Genomic DNA, 24,713 nt, shown 5'->3' on the forward strand with positions numbered 1-24,713 from the left:
CGTTGACAGCGGGCATGGCGCCGCCCAAAAGCTCGGCGATGACGATATCGAACCGCCCTTTGACGCTCGAACGCAACGTGCCACGCAACGCCCTCTGGGTAATCGGCGCTCTGCTGCTCGCCTTGACCGCGATGCGGCTGGTCTATGCCGGCCTGTTCGAATTGCGCACCGACGAGGCCTATTACTGGACCTGGTCGAAGGAGAGCGTGCTGTCGTTCCTTGACCATCCGCCGATGATCGCCTGGTTCATTCGGGCGGGCACGGCGATCTTCGGCGATACCGGTCTCGGCGTCCGCTTCATGGGCATCGTCGGCATGCTGGTAACGCAAGGCCTGCTCGCCGACATCGTGCGGCGGGTGACGCAGGATTTGCGCGCGATGCTGGTGGCGGTGCTGCTGCCGGAGGCAGCGCTATATTACGGGCTCCTGACCGCCAAGGTCGCGCCGGACGTCGCGATGATCCCGTTCGCGATGGCGATGATCTGGTCGCTGGTGCGGCTGGTCGAGAGCGACGATAACAGCTGGTGGCTGGCGGCGGGCCTGTTCGCCGGGCTGGCGCTGCTGTCGAAGCTGACGGTGGTGATGCTGGTGCCCGCCATCCTCGCTTTCATGCTGGTACCGGCCTGGCGCGGGCGCTGGCTGCGCAGCCCGTATCCGTGGCTGGCGGTGCTGATTGCCTTTGCGGTGTCGTCGCCGGTGCTGATCTGGAATGCCGGGCACGACTGGGCCTCGTTCAAGTTCCAGTTCATCCGCGCCACCACCAACAATGAAATTTCGCTGCGCACGGTCGGCGATTTCCTCGGCTTGCAATTCGGCCAGGTCGGGCTGATCGTTCTTCCGGTCGTGCTCTCGGCGATCGTGCTCACCGCCTGGCGCGGATATTCCCGCCGCGAACCGGTGGCGATCCTGCTCTCAACCGCCGTGCTGGTGCCGTTCGGCTACTTCCTGTGGAAGTCGCTGACGCTGCGGGTCGGCGACACCTGGCCGATGTTCCTGTGGCCGCCCGCCTTCGCGGCCGCGGCGATCAACGTCTCGATGATTGGTCGCGGGCAATTCTCACCGGGCATGCTGAAGTCCGGCGTCGCCTGGACCTACGGCGCCATCGCCTCCGGCATTCCGCTGGTCGTGCTGGTGTTTCTGTATTGCGTAGCGAGCCCGTGGAATCTGATCGGCAAGAACGACCCGATTGGCGGCGAGGCCGGCTATGCCGCGCTGGCCGACCGCGCGGTGGCCGAGATGCAGACATCGGGCGCGACATGGATCGCGACGACGGACTACCGGACCTATGCGATGCTGCGCTGGCATTTGAAAGACCGCGTACCGGTGATCCAGATCAACCAGCGCGCCCGTTTCCTCGGCTTCCGCGATCCCGGTGTGGCGGTGATCAGGGATCATGCTGGCCTCTACATCGCACAGGTCACCGACGACGATCGTTCGCTGCTGGCATCGACCCCGGCGGTGCTGGCGCCGCTGGCGACCGTCGAGACGATGTTCCGCGACGTGGCGATGAAGACCTACCGCATCGAGAAGCTGACCGGCTGGACGCCCGAACTCAATCCTGCGCCGGGCACGCCGTTCTATCGCTGGCCGAATCTGGCGATGGGGATTTCACCGAACTATCAAGTCGCATCGCGCTGAAGCGGCACTCTTTCTTCCCTCTCCCCTTGTGGGAGAGGGTGGATCGAACTGCGAAGCAGTTCGAGACGGGTGAGGGCGCGCGGCACGCTCCGCGCTTCATTGCTCCCCCTCATCCGACGCGGACTTCGTCCGCGCCACCTTCTCCCACAAGGGGAGAAGGAAGGAAGAAGCGCGTCGTGGCTTCAAAGCATCTCTTCGTCCTTCTTGCGCAGCAGGTCCTTTGCGAGATCCGCCAGCGCCGGGCGCGGCAACGCCGTGAACGGCAGCGGCCGTGTCACGTCGATCGCCGCCAGCCCCAGACGCGCCGTCAGCAACCCGTTCAGCACGCCTTCGCCGAGCCGCTGCGAGAGTTTCGCGGCGATGCCATGGCCGAGTATCTGCTGGATCATGCTGTCGCTGGCCGCCATGCCGCCAGTGATGGCGAGGTGCGAGAGGGTGTGGCGCATCAGCCGGATCATGCCGAGCGTGCCGGGCCTCCCGCCATAGAGCCGCGCCAACTGCCGCACCAGCCGCAAGGCGGCGGCGAACACGAACAGCACATCGATCAGCGCGCGCGGGCTGATCGCGGTGACGACCGAGACGCGCTGCGCGGCGACCGACACCAGCCGCCGTGCTTCGATGTCCAGCGGTGACATCAACTCGCGCTCGGCGAGCTTGATCATGTCGGCGCCGTCGATGATGTCGTCGGTGTGGTTCTGCAGCGCGGCGCGGGCCCGCGCCAGTTGCGGATTGCCATGCGCGATCTTCAACAAATCCTGCACGATGACGCGGCTCTCGGCGCGGTCGTCGCTGATGATGGTGGCGAGTGCGCGGGCATGCAGTTTCTCGATCGTCGCCAGCCGCGACAGGCTGATCGCTTCGCGGACGATGATGACGCAGAGCGCCAGCGTCACGAGCGCGGCGAGGCCGACGCCGAGAAAGCCGAGGCCGTCATTGATCGCAAACAGGTCCTGTACCAGATGGGTGACGCCGAGGCCGGCGCCCAGCAGCACCAGCCCGCCGAGCGCGCTCCAGAACAAGGTGCCCCAGCGAAAGCCACTTCGGAGCGGCAGCGGGGTTTCGATCACCATGGGCATGGCCATCGGATCGGCTTCCGGCGTGATCCGGATGCTGCCGCGTCCGAGGCGGCCGGCATCGTCGTCGGCATCCATCAGCGTGATGCGGGAATCATCGAGCCGGAAGGTGGCCGGCCGCCTGGTCGAACGTTCGGTCATTTCAGCCTGTCTCCGATCAGGAACTGGAGCGCGCGGTCGAGGCGGATGTGAGGCAGCGCCGGCTCCTCGGCGCCGTTGCGCACCAACCTGGGCGGCCGGAAGCGCAGGAAGCGATAATCGGCCTTGTCCGGAGCGTCGGTAGAGAGACCCCTGAAGGCGCCGCCCTCGAATAGCCCGTCAAGGTTCGCCGGCAGGTCGCCCGGAAAGGTCGCTACCTCGGTCTCGCCGTCGAATGCCTCACCATTGGCGAGTTCGCCTTTCGCCGGCGTGCCGATGATCGAGGGCAGCTTGTCGCGCCCGCGCTGCACCAGCGCTTCCTTGGTCGCGCGCACGGCGGCGAGCGCCACCACATCGACCGCGGCGCCGGCCAGTTCGGAGCGCGCCACCGCCTGGCCGACGGTTCGCCGCAGTACCTCTTCCAGCCGGTCGTGGCTGAGATGGTGCAAATGATCGGCCTTGGTGGCCGCGAACAGGATGCGATCGACCCGCGGCCGGAACAGGGAGGAGAAAATGGTGCTGCGGCCGATGCGGAAGCAGTCGAGGATGCCGGCCATGGCGGCTTCCAGATCGTGCAGCGCCTCGGGCCCGGCGTTGAACGCCGACAGTGCATCGACCAGCACGATCTGGCGGTCCAGCCGCGAGAAATGATCGCGGAAGAACGGCCGCACGACCACGTCCTTGTAGGCCTCAAAGCGCCGTCGCATCATCGCCCACAGCGAGCCATCCGGCGCGCCGCCTTCCGTCACATCGAGCGGCGCGAAGGTCAGCGCCGGCGAGCCGGCAAGATTGCCGGGCATCAGGAAGCGGCCGGGTGGCAGCAGGCTCATGGCGAAGCGGTCGTCGCGGCAGGCGCTCAGATAGTCGGTGAAGAGCTTTGCGGCAATCAGCGTCGTCTGCTCGTTCTCCGGCGCGTTCGGGTCGAGCGTCGCGAGATGCGCCAAGAAGTCACGGGCCAATTCGGCACGAGGCCCGGCGCGCGCCAGCAACAGGCTTTCCGCCGACCATTCCTCGAAGGTCTTGTTCAGCAGCGGCAGGTCGAGCAGCCACTCGCCGGGATAGTCCACGATGTCCAGCGTCAGCGTGCGTTCGGCGCCATTGCTGCGCTGGTAGTCGATGACGAGGCGGAGTTCGCTGATGTCCACCGTGGAGTTCGGCCAACGCCGTTCCTCCACCAGGGTGCGCAGATGTTCCTCATAGGCAAAGCGCGGCACGTCGTCGTCGGGCTGCGGGGCGAGGCGGGCACGGGCGATCCGGCCGGTGGCCAGCGATTCGAACACCGGGAAACGCCCGCCGCGGGTCAGGCCATGCACCAGCGCGGTAATGAACACCGTCTTGCCGGCGCGTGACAGGCCGGTGACCCCCAGCCGCACCGTCGGATTGAACAGGCCGTCGCCACAATCTTTCAGCGCCCGGGCGGACAGCCGGGCTTCTTCGACGAGTTCGGACAGGCGGGCCATGAACGGGAGGTCTCACGAAAAGAGCACAAAAGAGACAAGCGGCTGCTCTGAAAGTGGCGATTGCCCGGCTCAAATCAAGCATATCGATATTGCATCGCAACCTTGTCGCCGGCGTATCGTTGACCCGCGCCGGCCCATGATTTATCGCTGACCTGACAGCGAAGTCACTGGGCTTGGGGCACGCCACCACTGCGCCGGACAGAACTTTCATGGCTATTTTCACACTCAAGCAGCTCACCACGGACACCGCCCACATCGTCGCCGGTGCGATCCGCTGGAATTACGACCGGGCTGAACTGATCGCCGATGGCATCGTTCATGGCATCGGCGTCTCCTTCGGCCTGATCGCGGCGACAGCGCTGATCGTGGTTGCCGCCATGTTCGCATCGACCTTTGAGGTCGTCACCGCGTCGGTCTATGCAGCCGGCCTGCTCGCCATGCTGTGTTTTTCCGCGGCCTACAATATTTGGCCGGTGAGCCCCCGCAAATGGCAATTGCGCCGGTTCGATCACTCGGCGATCTATCTGCTGATCGCCGCCACCTATACGCCGTTCTTTGCGCAGATGCAGGACACCAGGCTCGCCGCAGCGTTGCTGGCCGGCGTCTGGTCGGTGGCGATCGCCGGCATTTTCATCAAGCTGAAATATCCCGGACGGTTCGACCGCGTCGCGGTCGGCCTCTTTCTCGCGATGGGATGGAGCGGGGTGGTGGCCTATGATTCGGTGTTCACGCCATTGCCGCCCCTGGCGGTCTGGCTGATCGGCATCGGCGGAATGCTCTATACGCTCGGGGTGATCTTCCATGCCTGGCAGCGGCTGCGTTTCCAGAACGCGATCTGGCACGCTTTCGTGCTGATGGGCGCGGCCTGCCACTACACTGCGGTGCTCGATGTGGTGATGAGCAATTCTGCCTGACCTGGCCGCAGGCCAGGCAAAGGCGCGATGGCGCCGTGCCGACCGCAAAGCTGGCAATGCTGGGCACGCTTCGTTACGCTCCGCATCAAGAAGCTTGCCCACGCTATGAACAAAAGTATCAAATCAGGGAGTTACGCATGCAGGTCGCTGGTAACGTCGTCGTCGTCACCGGAGGCGGCAATGGCATCGGCCAGGCCTTGTGCGAGGCGTTTCACGAGGCCGGTGCCGCGAAAGTGGTGGTGGTCGATCTCGACGGCGAGCGGGCCCGCGCGGTGGCTGCTTCCGTCGATGGCGTGGCCTTCACCTGCGACGTCGGCCGTGAGGCGGATATTCTTCATGTCATCACGGAAACCGAACGGCAGTTCGGCCCGATCGCGCTGTTCTGCTCGAATGCCGGGATCGGCGGCGGCTTCGATCCGCTGACGGTCAATGCCGGCGGCACGTCCGACGAGCCGTGGCAAAAGAGCTGGGCGATCCATGTGATGGCCCATGTCTATGCCGCGCGGCACCTTGTTCCATTGATGCAAGCGCGCGGCGGCGGTTATTTCCTCAACACGATTTCCGCCGCGGGCCTGCTGTCGCAGGTCGGCAGCCCGGCCTATTCGACCACCAAGCACGCCGCGGTCGGCTTTGCCGAGAACCTCGCGATCTCGCACCGCGCGCACGGCATCAAGGTCTCGATCCTGTGTCCGCAGGGCGTGGACACTAACATGCTGAAGTCGATCCCGAAGGGCCCGCAATCCGGCGACGGCGATCTCACGCCGCAGCAGGTTGCGGCCGACGCCCTGGCCGGCATCGAGGCCGAGACCTTCCTGATCCTGCCGCACCGCCAGGTGCTCGATTACATGCGCAAGAAGACCGAGAATTACGACCGCTGGATCGGCGGCATGGCCAAGATCCAGGCGAAAATGCGGGAAGAATTCGGCGGGAAGTGAGTTTAGTTGCGGAGCCGCTGACTTTCTTCCCTCTCCCCTTGTGGGAGAGGGTGGATCGACCGCGGAGCGGTCGAGACGGGTGAGGGGTAGTGTTGCGCTCTGCAGCCCCCTCATCCGACGCTGACTTCGTCAGCGCCACCTTCTCCCACTAGGGGAGAAGGAAGAAAGAAGGCGCGCGCTCGCTACTCCGCCGCTTCCAGCCTTGGCGGCGTGCGCTTGACCGCCACCGGCGGATCGAATGCCTGGATCGGCGGCAGGTTGCCGGTGAATTTCTCCACCTCCACCGTCGTCAACTGTCCGCAGCAGCCCTGTGCCAGCGAGGACGTGCCGACATCTCGCGTCAGCACGTTGGGATTGCCGTGCACGCAGAGCGGATTGTCCTCATGGGCATCCTGCGGATCGTACCAGGCGCCGGTCGGCAGCTGGATCACGCCCTGCATGACATCCTCGGTGACGGCGATCGCGGCGAGGCAGGCGCCGCGGCTGTTGAACAGTCTGGCGATATCGCCGTCCGCCAATCCGCGCGCGGCGGCGTCCAACGGATGCATGCGCGCGACTTCGCGGCCGCGGCGCTTTTCGGCCAGGCTGTGGCCGCCGAAATCGAACTGGCTGTGCAGCCGGCTCGCGGGCTGGTTGGCGACCAGTTGCAGCGGCGTCGCGGGCGTCACGACATCGACCGGCGGCAGCCAGGCGGGATGGCCGGGACAGTCGGCATAGCCGAAGCCGGCGATGCGGTCAGACGCAATTTCTATCTTGCCGCTGTGGGTCGGCAATGGCTTGCCCGCGGGATCGTCACGGAAGGCGCGCACGGTGCCGCCGTCATGCGGCAGTTGCGGCAGCATCATCTCGCCGCGTTCCCAGAACGTGTCGAAATCCGGCGCCTCGAGGCCAAGGCCCGCTAGCCCATCCTGCGTCGACTGGTAGAGAAAGCGCAGCCACTGCTCGGTGCTGCGGCCTTCCGTAAACGCTTCGGCGCAGCCCATCCGCTCGGCCAGGCCTGAAAAGATCGTGTAGTCGTCGCGTGCCTCGCCAAAGGGCACGGCAAGGCGGTGCATTGCCACCAGCAGTGGATCGGTCGGCGCGCCGCCGATATCCTCGCGCTCCAGCGTCATCGTGCAGGGCAGCACGATATCGGCGTGTTTCGCGGTCGCGGTCCAGCCGATCTCGTGCACCACCAGCGTGTCAACCTCGGCAAAGGCCCGGCGCAGCCGCGCGAGGTCCTGGTGGTGGTGAAACGGATTGCCGCCGGCCCAGTACACAAGTTTGATGTCGGGATAGGTCAGCCGCTCGCCATTGTAATCGAACGGCTGGCCGGGATTGAGCAGCATGTCGGAGATGCGCGCCACCGGAATGTAGTCGCTGACGTTGTTTTTGAGCTGGTTCAGCGCGGCGATCGGCACCGCATTGTGGCGGCGGCCGTAATTGGCGATCGAGCCCAGCGCATAGGAGAAGCCGCCACCGGGCAGGCCATGCTGGCCAAGCAACGCGGCCAGCACCGAAGCCATCCACACCGGCTGTTCGCCGTGCTCGGCGCGCTGCAGCGAATGCGCGACGGTCACCAGCACGCGCTTGCCAGGCAGGCGGCGCGCGATCGCGCGCATCGTCTCCGCAGAAAGCCCGGTGATGTCGGAGGCCCAGTCGGCGTTCTTCGGCTGGCTGTCGCTGCGGCCCATCAGATAGTCTTCGAATGTCTCCCAGCCGTGGCAGTGGCTGGCGAGAAACGCGCGGTCATGCGCGTCGTCCATCACGATGGTATGCGCCAGCGCCAGCATCATCGCGGTGTCGGTGCCGGGCCTGATCTGCACCCACTCGTTGTTCACCTCGTCGGGCAGGTCGGTCTTCAACGGGCCGATCAGCACCAGTTCGCAGCCGCGCCTGGAGGCCGCGATCATGTCGCCGTGCTCGGTGTGGCGGCTGATGCCGCCGGCGGCGACGCGCGAATTCTTGGTGTTCATGCCGCCGAAGGCGAGGATGACGTCGGTGTAGTCGACGATGTCGGCCCAGGCGACGTTCCGGCGCGACACGTCGTCGTAATTGCCGAGAATGTGCGGCAGGATCACCATCGAGGCGCCGGCCGAATAGGAATTGATCGAGCGCACATAGCCGCCCAGCGCGGCGTTAAGGAAACGGTGCAGCTGGCTCTGCGCGTGATGGAAGCGCCCGGCGCTCGACCAGCCATAGGATCCGCCGAACACCGCCTTGGCGCCGTGCTTGTCCTGAACGCGCTTCAGCTCGGCGGCGAGCAGGTCCTGAACCTCGTCCCATTCCATCTCGACGAATTCGTCGCGGCCGCGGCGGGCGTCCTTGCCCGGACCGTTCTCCAGCCAGCCGCGGCGGACCATCGGCTTGGCTATGCGGGCCTTGTGGCTGAGCGCCTCGGGAAAATTTTGCAGGATCGGATTCGGATCGGGATCGTTCGGGTGCGGCTTGATGACGAGCTTGCCGCCGATCCACTGGCCGGAAAACACTCCCCAATGCGAATTATGCGGCTTCGCCGGCGTGTCCTTGACCTGTTCCGTCATCGAAAAATCCCATGAGTCAGTGCCTCAATGCTTTTTGCCATATAACATGGGCACGGCGGAATCGACGATGACTTCGACAAGGCTGACGCCCACATGCTGCAGGCTTCGCGTCAGCGCCGGCGCCAGATCGGCCGCCTTGCTCACGCGGACGGCATCGCAGCCCAAGCCCTGCGCAATCTTGATGAAGTCGATGCCCGGCAGATCGAGCCCGGGAACATTGCGCACCTGCATCACCTGGCTGAACGAGCGCATCGCACCGTAGCCTGCATTGTTGATGACCACGATGGTCAACGGCAATTTGCGTTGGGCGGCTGTCCACAGCGCCTGGATCGAATACATCGCCGAGCCGTCGCCGATCAGGCAGACCGTGCGGCGGTCGGGGTGCGCCAGTGCCATGCCGACCGAGGCCGGCAGCGAATGGCCGAGGCCGCCGGACGCCATCGTGTAAAACGAATTGGCGCCGCGCATCGGCATGAATTTCTGCATCGCCGGGCGATGCGACGGCGCTTCCTCGACCAACAGCGCATCGCTCGGCATCGCCTGCGCCAGCGTATGCAGCAGAAAGTCGGCCGGGATCGGATCGGCCGCGGCAGGCGGCGGCGGCAGGATACGACCCGGCGCGGCGACGCGCTTGGTAGCCGGCAACAGGTCGAGCAGCATCGTCAGCGCCGGCTTCATGGTGGCGATGATGCTGGAGCCGACCGGCATCACGGCGGCGGAGGTGGCGTCGTCGGTGATCTGGAAGATCGTGGTGTCGCCGTCGAAGATTGGCGCGTGACCTTCGACATGGAAGGTGAAGACCGGCGCGCCGATCACCACGACCAGATCGTGCTCGCGCAACGCGTCGGACAGTTGCGCCGGCGAGGCGTGCAGGAAGCCGGCGAATTGCGGATGCCGTTCCGGAAAGCTGCAGCGCATCGAGAACGGGCTGACCCACACCGCGGCTTTCGTTTTCTCCGCGACTTCCACCATCAACGCGACCGCCTGCGCGCGATCGACCGCGGGGCCGACGATCAGCGCCGGCTTCTTCGCCTTGCCGAGTGCTGCGACCAGCTCCTGCATGGCGACGGGATCGGGGCCCAATTCGCGGCTAATCTGCCGAGCTGCGATCGATTGCGCCGGATGGGTCCAGTCGTCGATCGGCACCGACACGAAGGTCGGCCCGCAGGGTGGCTGCATCGCGACATAATAGGCCCGCGCGATCGCGGCCGGCACGTCTTCGGCCCGCGCCGGCTCGACGCTGAACTTGACGTAGGGCCGAGGAAATTCCGAGGCGCGCTCGGCATAGAGAAACGCCTGCAGCGGCAGGATGCTGCGCGCCTGCTGGCCGGCGGTGATCACCATCGGCGTCTGGTTGCGATGCGCGGTATAGATGTTGCCGAGCCCGTGGCCGACGCCGGCGGCGGAATGCAGATTGACGAAGGACGCATTGCGCGTCGCCTGCGCGTAGCCGTCGGCCATGCCGATCACCGAGGCTTCCTGCAGGCCGAGCACGTAGTCGATGTCGTCCGGCCAGTCCGATAGGAACGGCAGTTCGGTCGAGCCGGGATTGCCGAACACTTTTGTGATGCCGAATGCTCGGAGCAGGTCGAGTGTGACGCTCTTGACGGTATTGGTGCGTGTTGTCGTCGTTTTCTTGGCAGTCACGGGCGATCCTTCTCTGGCGGAAGTTTGATACGCGACGTCAGCGAAGACGGGTCCACTCGGTGCTCTTGCAGATCACGCCACCGAGGATACAGCCCCGGGTCGACATGCGGTCGCCATCGACCACGATGGTGGCCGAATAGCTCTTGCCGGTCTTGGGATCGAGCACTGTGCCGGCCAGGTCCGCGCCGGACGACTTCACGTCGAACTCGATACGTTCGCCGACCTTCTCGTCGGTGACGTCGGGACGGATATAGATATTGGTCATGCAGATGACCTTGCCGCATGGCGCGACTTTGACGCGGGCGATGCCATCGCCGCGTTGCCAGGCGCCCATCAATTCGTCGGCGGCCTGCGCCGACGAGGCGCTCAGCGCCAGCGCGATGATGAGTATGCGCGCAATCACCATGTCGCTGTCGCCTTCATTGTCGGCGCCCCCTTGTCGTTGGCGGTCCAGAGCTCATAGCCGATATCGGTCTTGTTGGCATTCACCGAGAATTCCGCGCCGTCGAACAGCGGCTGCACGCCGCGGTAGCTGAATTTGGCGGGCGCCTTGCCGCCGTGCAGCTTCGCCGCCAGTTCGACCAGCAGCGCCGCCTGCATCGGGCCATGGAACACCAGGCCGGGGTAAAATTCGACCTTGGTGACGTAGTCGCGGTCGTAATGGATCCGGTGGCCGTTGAAGGTCAGCGCGGAATAGCGGAACAGCAGCACGGGATCGGCGTAATGCGTCTCGCTGTGCTGCGCGGCCGGCACTTCCTTTGGCGCCGGGGCAGGTGGCGCCATGCTGGTCGGCGCGTCGCGGTAGACGATGTCCTGGCGCTCGCGGATCGCGAGGCCGCGCGGCGTGGTGATGAGGTGCTCGACGGAGACGAAGCACAGCGCGCCGGTCGAGCCGGTCTTCAGCGTGACGTCGAGGATTTTCGACGTCCGCGTCACGGCGTCGCCGACGAGCAGCGTGTCCAGAAATTCCAGCTGGCCGCCGGCCCACATCCGCCGCGGCAGCGGCACCGGCGGCAGGAAGCCGCCGCGGGCGGGGTGGCCGTCTTCGCCTAACTTGTCAGCGGGCGCCACCGGCTGCGCCAGGCACCAATGCGTGGTGTAGGGCGCGGCATCGCCGGGGGCGGGCGTGCCGATGTCGAGAAACAGCGTCGCGCGCAGGCCCTTGACGAGTTGGGCCGTGACGACATCGCTGGCCTCGTCGGTGCGGCCGATCCAGGTGCGAAGGTGATCTAGATCGAGGGCGTCGGTCATGTCCGCTTCCTATTTCTGTATTTCGCCGATGCCGGGCACCGCGCCGTAGGTGCGAGGCGCGTCGACGAAGATCGCGGCCGGCGCGGGGTAGGCGACGTCGCCATTCGGCGTCGCCACGGTGATGCGGCGCAGATGCGGATGGTTCGCGAGGTCGGCCATCTCGTTGACTTCGGCAAAGGCGATGTCGGCTTCGGTCAAACGCTGCAGCAGCGCGTCGCGGCTCAGCGATGCGAAAATGTCCGAGACAGTCTGATCGGTGAAGGCGCGGTTGCGCACGCGCTCGACGCCGTTGACCAGCCGCGAATCGCTGGCCAGTGAGGCATCGCCTAGCACTTTTGCGCACAGCGTCTTCCATTCGCGCTCGCTCTGGATCGAGATCAGAATGTCCTTACCGTCCTGCGAGCGAAACACGCCATAGGGCGCGATCGAGGGATGTGCGAGCCCCATCCGCTTCGGCGGGTTGCCGGCTTCGGCATTGAGCAGCGGCACCGTGAGCCAGTCGGCCATCACGTCGAACATCGAGATGCGGATGTCGGCGCCCTGGCCGGACACCGAGCGGCCGATCAGCGCCTCGAGAATGGAAGCATGCGCGGCGGCGCCGGTAGCGACGTCGACGATCGAGACGCCGACGCGTGACGGGCCGTCCGGACCTCCGGTGATCGAGGCAAGGCCACTCTCGGCCTGGATCAGGAGATCATAGGCCTTGCGATGCGCGTAAGGACCGGTGTCGCCATAGCCGGTAATGGTGCAGCAGATCAGTCGCGGATAGTCTTTTCGCAAACGCTCGAGCGTGAAGCCGAGCTTGTCCATCGAGCCGGGCTTCAAATTCTGTAGAAACACGTCGGCGGTGGCGATCAGTTCTTCGAGCGAACGGCGGCCTTCCGGCGTGGAGAGGTCGATCGCCACGGAATCCTTGCCGCGGTTGAGCCAGACGAAATAGCTGCTCTGGCCCTTAGCGGCATGATCATAGCCGCGCGCGAAATCGCCTTCCGGCCGCTCGATCTTGATGACATGCGCGCCGGCGTCCGCCAGCCGCGAACTGCAGAATGGTGCGGCCACCGCCTGTTCGACGGCGATGACGGTCAGGCCTTCAAGCGGCAGCATGGTAGTCTCCGAATTCATTCACAAACGAGCAATGACGCGCTGTCACCTCTCCCCACCGGGGAGAAGTCGACCGGCGAAGCCGGGCGGGTGAGGGGGCACAGGCCTATCGATGACACCCAGCCCCCTCACCCGGATTGCTGCGCAATCCGACCTCTCCCCGCAGGGGAGAGGTGAACCGCGCGCGTGGCAAGTTACCGAGCAGACCGTAGTCGCGTCAGTAAGAACGCGGCATGCCGAGCACGTGCTCGGCCACATACGACAGGATCAGATTGGTCGAGATCGGCGCCACCTGATACAATCGCGTCTCGCGGAATTTGCGCTCGACGTCATATTCCTCCGCAAAGCCGAAGCCGCCGAAGGTCTGCACGCAGGCGTTGGCCGCTTCCCAGGACGCGTCCGCTGCCAGCATCTTGGCCATGTTGGCCTCGGCGCCGCAGTCCAGGCCCGCTTCGTACTTGCGTACCGCTTCCTTGACCATCAGTTCGGCGGCGCGCATCGACGCGTAGCTCTTGGCAATCGGGAACTGAATGCCTTGGTTCTGGCCGATCGGGCGGCCGAACACCACGCGTTCCTTGGCATAGGCCGTCGCCTTGGCGATGAACCATTTGGCGTCGCCGATGCATTCGGCGGCGATAAGGATGCGCTCGGCATTCATGCCGGACAGAATGTAGCGGAAGCCCTTGCCTTCCTCGCCGATGAGATTGGCCGCGGGCACCTTGAGGTCGGTGAAGAACACCTCGGTGGTCGCGTGGTTCATCATGGTGCGGATCGGGCGGATCTCCAGGCCGTTGCCCTTCGCTTCCTTCATGTCGACCAGGAACACCGAGAGACCATCGGTGCGCTTCGCCGACTGGTCCTTCGGCGTGGTGCGTGCCAGCAGCAGCATCAGGTCGGAATGTTCGGCGCGGCTGGTCCAGATCTTCTGGCCGTTGACGATGTAATTGCCGTCGGCATCCTTCTTCGCAAAAGTCTTCAGCGAGGTGGTGTCGGTGCCTGACGTCGGCTCGGTGACGCCGAAGGCCTGCAGGCGAACTTCGCCGGTCGCGACCTTGGGCAGCCACTGCGCCTTCTGGGCATCCGAGCCATGCCGCAGCACCGTGCCCATCGTATACATCTGGGCGTGGCAGCCGCCGCCATTGCAGCCGGCGCGCTGGATCTCTTCCAGGATCGCGGCCGCGGCAGACAGCTTGAGGCCGGAGCCGCCATATTCTTCCGGGATCAGCACCGAGAGATAACCGGCTTCGGTCAACGCATTGACGAAGGCCGAGGGGTACGCCATCTCGCGGTCGAGCTTGCGCCAGTATTCGCCGGGAAACTGGGCGCAGAGTTTGGCGACGGCGTCGCGGATGTCATGAAATTCGTCTTGTTCCGCGGCTTCATTTTTCATCGAGGAATTTACATTCTCTTATTGGGAAGAATCAGACAGACGAGCCGGGTTACGAGACCCTGACGGGCAGGGACTCGTAACCTTTGACGAAGCTCGAATATACCCGCGTGGGTTCACCGACAACCTCGATATTGGCAAACCTCGCCAGCATTTCCTCCCATACGATCTTGAGCTGCAATTCGGCCAGCCGCATGCCGACGCAGCGGTGGATGCCGAAGCCGAACGACAGATGCGTGCGCGGTCGCGCGCGATCGATGATGAATTGGTCGGGATTTTCGATCATTTCGTCGTCACGATTGCCGGATACGTACCACATCACCACCCGGTCGCCCTTGCGGATGGTCTTGCCGCCGATTTCGGTGTCGACCAGCGCGGTGCGCCGCATATGCGCCAGCGGCGTCTGCCAGCGGATCACTTCCGGCACCATGCTGTCGATCAGTGTCGGATTGTCGCGCAATTTGCGAAACTGCTCGGGGTTTTCGTTCAGCGCCAGCACCGAGCCGGTCATGGTGTTGCGCGTGGTGTCGTTGCCGCCGACGATCAGGAGGATGATGTTGCCGGTCAGCGTATCGGCGTCCATGAATCGGGTGGCGTCAGAGTGCGCCATCATCGAAATCAGGTCATTCCGCGGCTCGGAATTAACGCGCTCGTTCCACAGCCGGTTGAAATAGGCGGCGCACTCGTCCATCTCGCGGCGGCGCTCCTCCTCGGAAGACACGATACCGCTCTTCGGCAGCGCGGTGGAGACGTCTGACCAGCGCGTCAGCTTGCGGCGCTCCTCCCACGGGAAGTCGAACAGGGTCGCCAGCATCTGCGTGGTCAGTTCGACCGAGACGCGCTCGACGAAATCGAACGTCTCATTGCGCGGCAGGCCGTCCAGCACCTTGCAGACCCGGCCGCGGATCAGCACTGCGAGTTCGTCGAGATGCTGGGGCGTGAACATTGGCGACACGGTCTTGCGCTGCGCGCTGTGCTGCGGCTCGTCCATCGCAATGAAGCTCGGCCAGTTGTAGCCTTCCGGCACGTCGCGGATCGCGATGCCGCCATGCTTGACGTCGGACGAAAAGATGCCGGCGTTGGTATCGACATGCATGATGTCGTTATACTTGGTAACCGACCAATACGGTTCGATCGGTGCGTTGGTGCAATAATGCACAGGCTCCTCTTTGCGCAGCCGTTCGAACCACGGCCATAGCGTGTCGTCGCGGAAAAGCTTGGGCGCGCCGGGGTGAAAATCCTTCAGCGGCGTTGCATAGGCCTGCTCGCGCGCAAGGCGCTGGCGTGCAGCTTTTTCGCTCTCGATGGTGCCGTGCATGTGGCCAATCCCTGTGTTCGTCCCGATGCGCGCCGTGGTGGACCCGGCTGCCTTGTTGGGCCGAATTACACCCCGTTGCGGGCCGGCGCGCAAGGCCGCCAGCCGGTTTTTGCGCCCAAGGAAGGGATTGATCTGGCACGGTATTTCCTGTCTTCAATAGGCAAACGCGCGCGCCCGACGCGCCACGCAACTGACCGGAGGCACGCCTGATGATCCCGAACGCCCAGCGCATGTTCAATTTCGATCTTGGCGAGACGGCGGACGCGATCCGCGAAACCGTGCGCGATTTCTCGCAAAACGAGATCGCGCCGCGCGCCGAGGAGATCGACAAGACCAACACCTTTCCGCGCGACCTGTGGCCGAAGCTCGGCGCACTCGGGCTGCACGGCATCACCGTCGAGGAGGAATATGGCGGTTCGGGGCTGGGCTATCTCGAACACGTGCTGGCGGTCGAGGAAATCTCGCGGGCCTCGGCCTCGGTAGGCCTGAGCTACGGCGCGCATTCCAACCTTTGCGTCAACCAGCTGCGCCGCAACGGCTCCGAGGCGCAGAAGCGCAAATATCTGCCGAAGCTGATCTCCGGAGAGCATGTGGGGGCGCTGGCGATGTCGGAGCCGGGGGCGGGCTCCGACGTGGTGTCGATGGCGACGCGCGCCGACAAGAAGGGCGACCGCTACGTGCTGAACGGCAGCAAGATGTGGATCACCAATGGCCCGATCGCGGAGACGCTGGTGGTCTATGCCAAGACCGACCCCGCCGCCGGCGCGCGCGGCATCACCGCCTTCATCATCGAGAAGGGCATGAAGGGATTTTCCACCGCGCAGAAACTCGACAAGCTCGGCATGCGCGGCTCCGATACCGGCGAACTTGTTTTCGCCGATTGCGAGGTGCCGGAGGAGAACGTGCTCGGCACCGTCGGCCGCGGTGTCAACGTGCTGATGTCGGGACTGGATTATGAGCGTTCGGTGCTGGCGGCGGGGCCGCTCGGCATCATGCAGGCCTGCCTCGATATCGTGATGCCCTATGTCCACGAGCGCAAGCAGTTCGGCCAGCCTATCGGCACGTTCCAGCTGGTGCAGGGCAAGGTCGCCGACATGTACGTGCTGATGAATGCGGCGCGCGCCTACGTCTATGCGGTGGCGAAGGCCTGCGACCGCGGCGAGACCACGCGCGAGGACGCCGCCGGCGCCATCCTGTTCGCGTCGGAAAAGGCGACGCAATGCGCGCTGGATGCGATCCAACTGCTCGGCGGTAACGGCTATATCAACGACTATCCGACCGGGCGACTGCTGCGCGACGCCAAGCTGTACGAGATCGGCGCGGGGACCAGCGAAATTCGTCGGATGCTGATTGGAAGAGAGTTGTTCGAGAAGGGGGCGTAGACTTTACCTGTCATTCCGGGGCGCGGGCGGCGCCAGCCGACTGCGAACCCGGAATCCCGATATGTGAATCACCATCTCGGGATTCCGGGTTCGGTCGCAGCTGACGCTGCTCCCGCCCCGGAATGACAATTCAATTCGCCAGCCCGTTCACCTTCGTCACCCACGCCCGCACATCCGCCAGCACCTGCGGCATCACCTTGTCGACGTCCTGCACCGTCATCCCCGCCTTGATGCGGGGGTCGTAGAGGATGTTGAGGAGATACTGGTCGAACACGTCGAAATAGCCCATCTGGACGTTGTCGTTGAACATCGTCCACGGCACGGTGTCTGTGTCGTTGATCGGCCCCAGCGACTGCAGCAGTTCTTCATAGGCGCAATCGAGAAAGATGAAGTCGCCATTGTCGACCGTCAGGATGACGTCGGAATGTTCGATCTCGAACGCCTCGTTCTTGCGGAAGCCGGACAGGCATTGCGGATCGAGCGAGTTGCGGATTTCTTCGGCGCGGTCGCTGCCGTAGAAGTTCGAAATGGTGCGGTGGAGGTCGCGGTCGCGCACCAGCTTGACATTGACATTGGCGCCGTCGGAGGTGTCCGACATCGCAATGTCGAGGTGCTTCACGCGCAGCGCGATGTCGGTGACGATCCTGGTGATCTGCGCCTTGCGGTCGGCGCGGCCGTCGGCGAAGACGCGGACCGGCAGCTCGTATTTGCGGATACGGTCGACACGGCCGGCGAGGTGGTATTCGGCGCCGAATGCGGTCTTGAGAAAACCATCGACGATCTCAGCGTCGGTGAAGATCTTCTTCTCGGCGCGCTGGCGCGAGGCGACCGCCGCAGGCTCGGCCGCGTGCGAGGCCGGGGCGTCGCTCATCGTGACGGCGAAAGCGGCCGCGGCGATGGCAAAAAGCGGGGAGATGAAGGAGGCGCGCATGACTGCAAACTGTCGTATGGCACCGCGCCGCGCAAGCCTCGATACCCGCCCGGGTGGAAGATGTGATCGTCTTCCCGGGCGGATAGAGGTCGCCGGTCAGTTCTTGACGATCACCGTCGCGCCGACCGAGACGCGATTATAGAGATCGGTGACGTCGTCATTGGTCATGCGGAAGCAGCCGGACGACACCGCCTGGCCGATCGTTTCCGGCTCGTTTGAGCCGTGGATGCGGTACAGCGTGGAGCCGAGATACATTGCCCGCGCACCGAGCGGGTTGTCGGGACCGCCGACCATGTGGCGCGGCAGGTCGGGACGGCGCGCCAGCATCTGCGACGGCGGGGTCCAGCTTGGCCATTCCTTCTTCGCGGTGATCTTGTGGACGCCGCCCCAGCGGAAGCCGTCGCGGCCGACGCCGATGCCGTAGCGCAGCGCCTGGCCGTTGCCCTGCACCAGATAGAGCCGGCGCTCGGCGGTGTTCACGACGACGGTGCCGGGAGCGTAATTGCTCTGGAAGCCGACGACCTGGCGCGGGATCGGGCTGGTGCCGCCGGAATATGTAAAATTGGAAAAGAAGTTGAGCAGCGACGGCGAGTCGTCGACCTGGAAGTCTGGCTTCGGCTCGCTGCGCATCCTCGCCTGGGCGGGCAGTGCGGCGGTGACCAGGGCGGCAGTGGCAACAAGGAGGGCAAAAACGCGCTTCATCGGATTCCTCACCAGTGGATTAAGCCCCAGAGAGGCCACAATCCCGCGAGTTTCGCAAGCCACAGCCACGTGAGCCGGCAATGCGGTGGCGCCCTTTGACGGCCCCCCCCGAACAATGGTTGATCTGCACCCGACATAAAATGATCAAGGGAGTCGAAGATGAATGGTGCGGAAAGCCTGGTACGGACGCTGGTGGCAGGCAAGGTCGATGTCTGTTTTGCCAATCCCGGCACGTCGGAGATGCATTTCGTCGCCGCGCTCGACCGCGTCGAGGGCATGCGCTGCGTGCTTGGCCTGTTCGAAGGCGTGGTCACCGGTGCCGCCGATGGGTATTACCGCATGAAGGGCACGCCGGCCTCGACGCTGCTGCATCTCGGCCCCGGCCTCGCCAACGGCCTGGCCAACCTGCACAATGCCAAGAAGGCCAATTCCGGCATCGTCAACATCGTCGGTCAACACGCCGTCTACCACATTGAATACAATGCGCCGCTGACATCGGACATCGAAGGCCTCGCGAAGCCGATGTCGCAATGGGTTCACACCTCGCCGGATTCGAAGTCGGTCGCCGGAGACGGCGCTGCCGCGGTCGCCGCCGCGAAGCTCGGCCAGGTCGCGACCCTGATCCTGCCCGCCGACACCGCCTGGGGCGACGCCGACGGCATCGCCGAGGTGCATGCGCCGGCGCAGAGCGCCGGCTACTCGACGCAGGCGGTGGACGCTGCCGCCAAAGTGTTGAAGTCCGGCGAGCCGACGCTGCTGCTGTTGACCGGTAGCGCGCTGACCGAGCACGGCCTGGCGCTGGCGGCGCAGATCGCTGGCAAGACCGGCTGCAAGGTGATGGGCCAGACCTACAATCCGAAGATGGCGCGCGGCGCCGGCCGCTTCGCCATCGACCGCATTCCCTATGTGATCGAGCTGGCGCTGCCGATCCTGAAAGCGTTCAAACACATCGTGCTGGTCGAGGCCAACGATCCGGTCGCCTTCTTCGCCTATCCGAACAAGCCGAGCATGCTGAAGCCGGAAGGCTGCGACGTGTATCGCGTCACAGAGAACGGTGAGAATTCGGTCGCAGCACTTGAGGCGTTGGCCGGCGCGCTCGGCGCCAGGCCGGCCGATGTGCAACCGCAGAAGCTGATCGAACTGGCGAAGCCGACTGGCGCGCTCAACCACGCCTCGATCGCGCAAGCGATCGCGATGGCGATTCCGGAAAACGCCATCATGGTGGACGAGTCGCTCACCACCGGCCGTGGCTTCTTCCCGCCGACGGCGGCAGCGAAGCCGCATGACTGGCTGCAGAACATGGGCGGCTCGATCGGCTTCTCGACGCCGGTGTCGACCGGCGCTGCGGTGGCGTGTCCGGACCGCAAGGTGATCTGCATGGTGGGTGACGGCTCGGCGATGTACACGCTGCAGTCGCTGTGGACCCAGGCCCGCGAAAATCTCGACGTCACCACCATCGTGTTCGCCAACCGCAAATACCAAATCCTGCTCGGCGAATTCGACGGCGTTGGCGCCGGCCATCCCGGCCAGCGCGCGCTCGACATGCTCAACCTCGATCGTCCGGCGCTGGATTGGGTCGCACTCGCCAAGGGCATGGGCGTGCCGGCGCGCTCCGTCACAACCGCTGATGATTTCAACAAGGCGCTGGCCGATGCGATGGCCGAGCAGGGCCCGAAGCTGATCGAAGTGGTGACCTGACCGGACGCACAGCCCCGTGAATAATGCCGCCGCGATGGCTTTTCGGTACCATCGCGGCATGGAATCCTGGTCCCGTTCTTGCCAGCAATTGTTGAGCGATCGAGCGCGGGATGACGCATCGATACACATCGCAGCAATTGAGGGACCGGCATGAACAGGCGTGAATTTACCAGGTCGATGGCGTTGACAGGCACGGCGATCGGCGCGGGCATCCCGCTCGGCCTGACGCGCGCCGTCGGTCATACCAAAGGCGGCACGCTCAACACTATCATCCAGCCCTAACCGCCGATCCTCGTCACCGCGCTGAACCAGCAGCAGCCGACGCTGACGCTGGGCGGCAAGATCTATGAGAGCCTGTTGCGCTGCGGCCCCGATCTGAAACCGATGCCAGGCCTTGCCGAATCCTGGACGGTGTCGCCGGACGTCCTCGTCTATACGTTCAAGCTGTTCCCGAAGATCACCTTCCATGACGGCAAGCCGCTGACCTCGGAAGATGTCGTGTTCACGGTGATTAAGGTGCTCACCGATACCCGCGCCCGTGGCACGTTACTCCGCATCGACAAGGCCGAAGCGCCCGATCCGCTCACGGTGGTGTTCACGCTGAAGGCGCCGTTCGCACCGTTCCCCAATCCGTTCGACTGCACCACCGCGCCGATTGTGCCCAAGCATATCTATGGGAACACCGACTTCCGCAAAAATCCAGCCAACGCGCAGGCGATCGGCTGCGGCCCGTTCAAGCTCAAGGAATGGGTCAAGGGCTCGCGCGTCCATCTCTTCAAGCACGAGGGCTACTACCGTGCCGGCGAGCCGCATATCGACGAGATTTTCTACCGCGTGATTCCGGACGCCGCGTCGCGCTCGGTCGCGCTGGAGCAGGGCACCGTGCAGCTGACGCAGTGGACCGACGTCGAACTGTTCGACGGGGCTCGCCTGATGGTGCTGCTGTTCTCGGTGCAACTGAACTGGCTGCCGGCGTTCGGTTACGTCACCATCGGCGTGCAGCAGACCGCGATGGAACGCGCGCTCGACATCGGCAAGCATCTTCTGCTTCCGGGCCTGTCGCTCGCCGCCGTGTATCTGGCGATCTACGCGCGCTTGATGCGTTCCTCGGTGATCGAGGTGATGCATCAGGATTTCATCAAGACCGCACGCGCCAAGGGCCTCAAGCAGGGCCGCATCATCCTGCGCCATGTGCTGCGCAATGCCATCCTCCCGGTGGTCACCGTCGCCGGCATGCAGGCCGGCGCTCTGGTCGGCGGCGCCGTGGTGGTGGAGACCGTGTTCGCCTGGCCAGGCCTCGGCCGGCTGATCTACGACTCGGTGCTGCAGCGGGACTATCCAGTGATGCTCGGCATCTTCCTGGTGATGTCGGTGATCGTCGTCGTGCTCAACTTCGTGACTGACGTGATCTACCGCATGGTCGATCCGCGCGTCACCACCAACGCGTCCTGAACGGAGACCCCCGCCATGGACAGCCTCAAGATTTTCCTGCGTCGCCCGGCCGGCGTGATCGGCCTGATCTTTCTCATCTCCGGCGGCCAGCGCCAGCGCATCTGCATCGCGCGCGCGATCGCGCTGAAGCCGTTGGTGTTGGTGGCCGATGAAGCGGTATCGGCGCTCGACGTCTCCGTGCAGTCGCAGATCCTGGCGCTGTTCGCCGAATTGCGCGCGGAGATGAATCTGGCAATGATCTTCATCACCCACGATCTGCGCGTCGCTGCCGAGATCGCCGACCGCATCGTCCTGATGCGCCGCGGCCAGATCGTCGAGCAGGGCGAGACCCAGGCGATTTTCGAGAATCCGACCGATCCCTATACGCGCGCGCTGCTCGATGCGATTCCGGGCCGCGGCATGTTTGCCGGCCCCGGCGCCAAATTGCCGGAACCGGCAAGCGTGTAAAACGGCGGGATCCGCCGTTAACCGCTTGGTAACCAAGCCGTCGCACCCTGTCGGGGAATGCAGCGGAACCGGCGATACGGGCCGGCAGTTGCATCAGAAAGCCGTCCGGTGTCACGCCCGGGCGGCTTTTTTGTTACCCTGCGATGGTAGAAAGCCTGGTCGCGAATGACGGGAGCTTCCAAGCGATGGCCGGCCCTGCGCAATTTGACAGCGGCCGCTACCGAAACCGCTAATTGAAATAGCAAAATGATTGAGGCGTTATCGAACAGTCGGGGTGTCGCACAGGGGCCTCGCCAGAAACCCGCCGCGCCGGATTGTTATCGGAGAGCAGATGACAGCGGTTCCTACGACGGCCGTCGCGTCTATCTCCCGGAACCTTTCGGTGGGACGGCGCCATTGTAGTCCAGCATCCTGATCGCTTCATCCGCGGCCCCGACCATTCCGGACATCAACTTGCGGTACTTGTCGAAGTCCGACGCTGACAGGCTGCGGAACATTATGTCGTTTACCGAACGCTGTAGGGGGGCGAGTTCGTTGAGCCGGTCGCGGGCTTTCGGCGTAATTGTGAGTACGACCCGGCGACGGTCCTCCGTATCGGTTTGCTTCTCGACAAGGCCGCTGGCGACCAGCTTGTTGATTTCGATCGTGATGAAAGCGCCGCTGAAATGCAGATGTTCCGCCACCTGATTGACGCCGACCTTCTCATCGTCGGAACTGAGATGGGCGATGGCGATCAATACGGTGTATTGAGTTCCCGATAGCCCGATCACCGCGCCGAGTTGGCCGCGAACCGCCTGAAGCCTTGCCGTAAACGCCAGCGTATCGTGAAGGAACTGCCGAAAAGCCCTGTCTGAGCCGCCCACCATCAACTGCGCTCGGGTGATCGTTGGTTCGATCTTTGCCCTGCGTTGCTTCGTCTTCATCGCCATCGTGTTCCCCGCGCACCCGCTATTCGTATATCCGGCGCACTGATAACAAACAAGTTGCGTGCCGAGCCGTACGCTGCGTGAGAGGCATGCGTGAAATGCCGACTGGTCGTTACCAGAGTAACTTTCCGGTAAAGGTAGTTCCATCGACGGGTCGTCGATGATGCCCCGCGAGGGAACTTAAACGCGTCCGTTCGGAACCATAGCCGCTGTCGCCGCGTTGCGGCCCGGCGGAGCGGGCAAGGTTTGAATTGATACGACGGAACCGATCGGGCCTCGCGTTCGCGGGGGACGATCCGTGAGGGAGCGAGTGGCGTTCGCTCTGCTGAGCAGGCGGCGAAAGAGCGCCGCGTCGCTTCAATCGATATGGACGACCCGCAGATTGTTAGTTGTGCCGGTTTCCTTGAACGGAATGCCGGCGACGACCACGATCGAATCCGCCGGTTTGGCAAATTCCTCGCTCGCCGCAATCTGGGCGGCCTTTTCGACCATTTCTTCATAGGTGCTGATGTCTTCCGACAGCACGCTGTGAGCACCCCAAAGCAATGAGAGCTGCCGCGCCACGCCTTCGTGCGGCGTAATCGCGAGCAGCGGCACTTTCGGCCGCTTGCGGGCGATGCGCGCGGCGGTGGTGCCGCTCGAGGTGAAGGCCACGATCGCCGATGCATGCAGGGCCGCGGCGAGGTCGGCGGCTGCGGCGGCGACGGCGTGCGGCGCGGTCTCCTCCTCGCCGGGATGCGAGGCGTCGATGATCGCGCGGTACATCTTGTGCCGCTCGGTGCTCTCGATGATGTGGCTCATCATGTCGACCGCCTCGACCGGATATTGCCCGGAGGCGGATTCCGCCGACAGCATCACCGCGTCGGCGCCGTCATAGATCGCAGTGGCCACGTCGGAGGCCTCTGCGCGGGTCGGCGTCGGAGCCGCGATCATCGAGTCCAGCATCTGCGTGGCCACGATCACCGGCTTGCCGGCCATGCGGCAGGCCCGGATCAGTTCCTTCTGCCGGCCCGGCACGTCCTCGTGCGGGATCTCCACGCCAAGGTCGCCGCGCGCCACCATGATGGCGCCAGACAGCCGGATGATGTCGTCGATGTGCTCCAGCGCCGCAGGCTTCTCGATCTTCGACATCACGCCGGCGCGGCCGTTGATCAGCGACAGCGCCTCGATCACGTCGCCGGGCTTCTGCACAAAGGACAACGCCACCCAGTCGACACCGAGTTCCAGCCCGAAGGCGAGATCGGCGCGGTCCTTCACGGTCAGCGGCGACAGGTTGAGTACGGCGCTCGGCACGTTGACGCCCTTGCGGTTCGAGATCACGCCGCCGGTGATGATCCGGGCGTCGATGAAATCACCGCCGAGGCCGGTGACGCGGACGCGAATCCGGCCGTCATCGATCAGCAGGTCGTCGCCCGGCGTCACCGCATCGAATATCTCGGGATGCGGCAGCGGGATCGACAGGCTGTCGCCATCGACGCCCTGAAGCACGAAGCGCACCCGTTCTCCGGCGATCACCGTGATTTTGCCGTCCTTGATGGTGCCGACGCGGATCTTGGGTCCCTGCAGATCCTGCAGGATGCCGATCGGTCGGCCGACCCTGGTTTCCAGCGCGCGGATCGCAGCATGCACCCTTGCGTGATCCTCGTGGGTGCCGTGGCTGAAATTTAGCCGGAACGTATCGACGCCGGTCAGAAACAGTTTCTCCAGCATTTCCGGCGACCCGCTGGCGGGACCCACGGTAGCGACGATCTTGGCCCGACGATTGCGACGCATGTTTCATTCGGCCGCAAGG

Annotated in this window: 20 protein-coding genes and 1 pseudogene; 8 read left to right on the plus strand and 13 right to left on the minus strand. The window is 64.5% G+C overall.

Annotation, left to right across the window (positions count from 1 at the left end; genetic code table 11):
• Positions 1 to 14: 14 nt before the first annotated feature.
• Positions 15 to 1,637 (plus strand): glycosyltransferase family 39 protein, encoded by a 1,623-nt coding sequence (locus FIU28_RS08120; RefSeq protein ID WP_143572448.1) that lies wholly within the window; start codon positions 15 to 17, stop codon positions 1,635 to 1,637.
• Positions 1,638 to 1,819: 182 nt separating this feature from the next.
• Here the strand turns inward: FIU28_RS08120 and FIU28_RS08125 are convergent, their stop codons facing one another.
• Together FIU28_RS08125 and FIU28_RS08130 are read right to left on the minus strand one after the other, a co-directional pair.
• Positions 1,820 to 2,851 (minus strand): YcjF family protein, encoded by a 1,032-nt coding sequence (locus tag FIU28_RS08125; RefSeq protein WP_143572449.1) that lies wholly within the window; start codon positions 2,849 to 2,851, stop codon positions 1,820 to 1,822.
• Positions 2,848 to 4,308: a YcjX family protein gene (locus tag FIU28_RS08130; protein ID WP_143572450.1), complete on the minus strand. Its 1,461-nt coding sequence runs from the start codon at positions 4,306 to 4,308 to the stop codon at positions 2,848 to 2,850. The genes FIU28_RS08125 and FIU28_RS08130 overlap by 4 nt, the downstream gene beginning before the upstream one ends.
• A 209-nt stretch (positions 4,309 to 4,517) precedes the next feature.
• On the opposite strand from FIU28_RS08130, the gene trhA reads away from it, so the two are divergent.
• Both trhA and FIU28_RS08140 read left to right on the plus strand, forming a co-directional pair.
• Positions 4,518 to 5,222, plus strand: coding sequence for a PAQR family membrane homeostasis protein TrhA (trhA, locus tag FIU28_RS08135; RefSeq protein ID WP_143572451.1), 705 nt, complete (start codon positions 4,518 to 4,520; stop codon positions 5,220 to 5,222).
• A 137-nt stretch (positions 5,223 to 5,359) separates the two neighbouring features.
• Positions 5,360 to 6,157 (plus strand): SDR family oxidoreductase, encoded by a 798-nt coding sequence (locus FIU28_RS08140; protein ID WP_143572452.1) that lies wholly within the window; start codon positions 5,360 to 5,362, stop codon positions 6,155 to 6,157.
• Positions 6,158 to 6,339: 182 nt separating this feature from the next.
• Here FIU28_RS08140 and FIU28_RS08145 read toward each other — a convergent pair whose 3' ends face one another.
• The 7 genes from FIU28_RS08145 to FIU28_RS08175 all read right to left on the minus strand — a co-directional run bounded on the left by FIU28_RS08145 (position 6,340) and on the right by FIU28_RS08175 (position 15,383).
• Positions 6,340 to 8,679 carry a molybdopterin-dependent oxidoreductase gene (locus FIU28_RS08145; protein ID WP_143572453.1) on the minus strand — a complete coding sequence of 780 codons (2,340 nt, stop codon included), beginning with the start codon at positions 8,677 to 8,679 and terminating at the stop codon, positions 6,340 to 6,342.
• A gap of 24 nt (positions 8,680 to 8,703) precedes the next feature.
• Positions 8,704 to 10,326 carry a benzoylformate decarboxylase gene (gene mdlC, locus FIU28_RS08150; RefSeq protein WP_143572454.1) on the minus strand — a complete coding sequence of 541 codons (1,623 nt, stop codon included), beginning with the start codon at positions 10,324 to 10,326 and terminating at the stop codon, positions 8,704 to 8,706.
• Between the two features lie 37 nt (positions 10,327 to 10,363).
• Positions 10,364 to 10,732, minus strand: a complete 369-nt coding sequence (locus FIU28_RS08155; RefSeq protein WP_143572455.1) for a DUF2147 domain-containing protein — start codon at positions 10,730 to 10,732, stop codon at positions 10,364 to 10,366.
• Positions 10,726 to 11,577, minus strand: coding sequence for an FAS1-like dehydratase domain-containing protein (locus FIU28_RS08160; protein ID WP_143572456.1), 852 nt, complete (start codon positions 11,575 to 11,577; stop codon positions 10,726 to 10,728). The genes FIU28_RS08155 and FIU28_RS08160 overlap by 7 nt, the downstream gene beginning before the upstream one ends.
• Before the next feature lie 9 nt (positions 11,578 to 11,586).
• Positions 11,587 to 12,681: a CaiB/BaiF CoA transferase family protein gene (locus tag FIU28_RS08165; protein ID WP_143572457.1), complete on the minus strand. Its 1,095-nt coding sequence runs from the start codon at positions 12,679 to 12,681 to the stop codon at positions 11,587 to 11,589.
• A 214-nt stretch (positions 12,682 to 12,895) separates the two neighbouring features.
• Positions 12,896 to 14,068 carry an acyl-CoA dehydrogenase family protein gene (locus FIU28_RS08170; protein ID WP_143572458.1) on the minus strand — a complete coding sequence of 391 codons (1,173 nt, stop codon included), beginning with the start codon at positions 14,066 to 14,068 and terminating at the stop codon, positions 12,896 to 12,898.
• A 49-nt stretch (positions 14,069 to 14,117) separates the two neighbouring features.
• Positions 14,118 to 15,383 carry a cytochrome P450 gene (locus FIU28_RS08175; protein ID WP_168202888.1) on the minus strand — a complete coding sequence of 422 codons (1,266 nt, stop codon included), beginning with the start codon at positions 15,381 to 15,383 and terminating at the stop codon, positions 14,118 to 14,120.
• A gap of 209 nt (positions 15,384 to 15,592) precedes the next feature.
• On the opposite strand from FIU28_RS08175, the gene FIU28_RS08180 reads away from it, so the two are divergent.
• Positions 15,593 to 16,765 (plus strand): isovaleryl-CoA dehydrogenase, encoded by a 1,173-nt coding sequence (locus FIU28_RS08180; protein ID WP_143572460.1) that lies wholly within the window; start codon positions 15,593 to 15,595, stop codon positions 16,763 to 16,765.
• Between the two features lie 130 nt (positions 16,766 to 16,895).
• Here FIU28_RS08180 and FIU28_RS08185 read toward each other — a convergent pair whose 3' ends face one another.
• Both FIU28_RS08185 and FIU28_RS08190 read right to left on the minus strand, forming a co-directional pair.
• Entirely contained in the window at positions 16,896 to 17,696 is an 801-nt protein-coding gene (locus FIU28_RS08185; RefSeq protein WP_143572461.1) for a DUF2927 domain-containing protein, read from the minus strand.
• A gap of 96 nt (positions 17,697 to 17,792) precedes the next feature.
• Positions 17,793 to 18,398 (minus strand): L,D-transpeptidase, encoded by a 606-nt coding sequence (locus FIU28_RS08190; RefSeq protein ID WP_143572462.1) that lies wholly within the window; start codon positions 18,396 to 18,398, stop codon positions 17,793 to 17,795.
• A 159-nt stretch (positions 18,399 to 18,557) separates the two neighbouring features.
• Here FIU28_RS08190 and FIU28_RS08195 point away from each other — a divergent pair, with 159 nt between their 5' ends.
• From FIU28_RS08195 to FIU28_RS08210, 4 genes and pseudogenes are all read left to right on the plus strand, one after another.
• Entirely contained in the window at positions 18,558 to 20,096 is a 1,539-nt protein-coding gene (locus FIU28_RS08195) for an acetolactate synthase large subunit (RefSeq protein ID WP_143572463.1), read from the plus strand.
• A gap of 150 nt (positions 20,097 to 20,246) precedes the next feature.
• The gene (locus FIU28_RS27185; RefSeq protein WP_256365924.1) at positions 20,247 to 20,378 is read left to right on the plus strand and encodes a hypothetical protein; all 132 of its coding nucleotides are present in this window, start codon (positions 20,247 to 20,249) and stop codon (positions 20,376 to 20,378) included.
• A gap of 102 nt (positions 20,379 to 20,480) precedes the next feature.
• Positions 20,481 to 21,548: an ABC transporter substrate-binding protein gene (locus tag FIU28_RS26905; protein ID WP_246660916.1), complete on the plus strand. Its 1,068-nt coding sequence runs from the start codon at positions 20,481 to 20,483 to the stop codon at positions 21,546 to 21,548.
• A gap of 78 nt (positions 21,549 to 21,626) precedes the next feature.
• Positions 21,627 to 21,995, plus strand: a pseudogene (locus FIU28_RS08210) (ABC transporter ATP-binding protein); the annotation flags it as partial.
• Between the two features lie 362 nt (positions 21,996 to 22,357).
• Here the strand turns inward: FIU28_RS08210 and FIU28_RS08215 are convergent.
• The gene (locus tag FIU28_RS08215; RefSeq protein ID WP_168202889.1) at positions 22,358 to 22,924 is read right to left on the minus strand and encodes a MarR family winged helix-turn-helix transcriptional regulator; all 567 of its coding nucleotides are present in this window, start codon (positions 22,922 to 22,924) and stop codon (positions 22,358 to 22,360) included.
• 354 nt (positions 22,925 to 23,278) lie between these two features.
• The gene (gene pyk, locus FIU28_RS08220; protein WP_143572465.1) at positions 23,279 to 24,694 is read right to left on the minus strand and encodes a pyruvate kinase; all 1,416 of its coding nucleotides are present in this window, start codon (positions 24,692 to 24,694) and stop codon (positions 23,279 to 23,281) included.
• Between the last annotated feature and the right edge of the window lie 19 nt (positions 24,695 to 24,713).

It is taken from the genome of Tardiphaga sp. vice154, assembly GCF_007018645.1.
Lineage (GTDB): Bacteria > Pseudomonadota > Alphaproteobacteria > Rhizobiales > Xanthobacteraceae > Tardiphaga.

Excerpts from the sequence above, each read along its gene's own strand:
- FIU28_RS08120 (WP_143572448.1), top strand. The coding sequence starts at position 15 with ATGGCGCCGCCCAAAAGCTCGGCGATGACGATATCGAACCGCCCTTTG.
- FIU28_RS08125 (WP_143572449.1), bottom strand. The coding sequence starts at position 2,851 with ATGACCGAACGTTCGACCAGGCGGCCGGCCACCTTCCGGCTCGATGAT.
- FIU28_RS08130 (WP_143572450.1), bottom strand. The coding sequence starts at position 4,308 with ATGGCCCGCCTGTCCGAACTCGTCGAAGAAGCCCGGCTGTCCGCCCGG.
- trhA (WP_143572451.1), top strand. The coding sequence starts at position 4,518 with ATGGCTATTTTCACACTCAAGCAGCTCACCACGGACACCGCCCACATC.
- FIU28_RS08140 (WP_143572452.1), top strand. The coding sequence starts at position 5,360 with ATGCAGGTCGCTGGTAACGTCGTCGTCGTCACCGGAGGCGGCAATGGC.
- FIU28_RS08145 (WP_143572453.1), bottom strand. The coding sequence starts at position 8,679 with ATGACGGAACAGGTCAAGGACACGCCGGCGAAGCCGCATAATTCGCAT.
- FIU28_RS08155 (WP_143572455.1), bottom strand. The coding sequence starts at position 10,732 with ATGGTGATTGCGCGCATACTCATCATCGCGCTGGCGCTGAGCGCCTCG.
- FIU28_RS08160 (WP_143572456.1), bottom strand. The coding sequence starts at position 11,577 with ATGACCGACGCCCTCGATCTAGATCACCTTCGCACCTGGATCGGCCGC.
- FIU28_RS08165 (WP_143572457.1), bottom strand. The coding sequence starts at position 12,681 with ATGCTGCCGCTTGAAGGCCTGACCGTCATCGCCGTCGAACAGGCGGTG.
- FIU28_RS08170 (WP_143572458.1), bottom strand. The coding sequence starts at position 14,068 with ATGAAAAATGAAGCCGCGGAACAAGACGAATTTCATGACATCCGCGAC.
- FIU28_RS08175 (WP_168202888.1), bottom strand. The coding sequence starts at position 15,383 with ATGCACGGCACCATCGAGAGCGAAAAAGCTGCACGCCAGCGCCTTGCG.
- FIU28_RS08180 (WP_143572460.1), top strand. The coding sequence starts at position 15,593 with ATGATCCCGAACGCCCAGCGCATGTTCAATTTCGATCTTGGCGAGACG.
- FIU28_RS08185 (WP_143572461.1), bottom strand. The coding sequence starts at position 17,696 with ATGCGCGCCTCCTTCATCTCCCCGCTTTTTGCCATCGCCGCGGCCGCT.
- FIU28_RS08190 (WP_143572462.1), bottom strand. The coding sequence starts at position 18,398 with ATGAAGCGCGTTTTTGCCCTCCTTGTTGCCACTGCCGCCCTGGTCACC.
- FIU28_RS08195 (WP_143572463.1), top strand. The coding sequence starts at position 18,558 with ATGAATGGTGCGGAAAGCCTGGTACGGACGCTGGTGGCAGGCAAGGTC.
- FIU28_RS27185 (WP_256365924.1), top strand. The coding sequence starts at position 20,247 with ATGAACAGGCGTGAATTTACCAGGTCGATGGCGTTGACAGGCACGGCG.
- FIU28_RS26905 (WP_246660916.1), top strand. The coding sequence starts at position 20,481 with ATGCCAGGCCTTGCCGAATCCTGGACGGTGTCGCCGGACGTCCTCGTC.
- FIU28_RS08215 (WP_168202889.1), bottom strand. The coding sequence starts at position 22,924 with ATGGCGATGAAGACGAAGCAACGCAGGGCAAAGATCGAACCAACGATC.
- pyk (WP_143572465.1), bottom strand. The coding sequence starts at position 24,694 with ATGCGTCGCAATCGTCGGGCCAAGATCGTCGCTACCGTGGGTCCCGCC.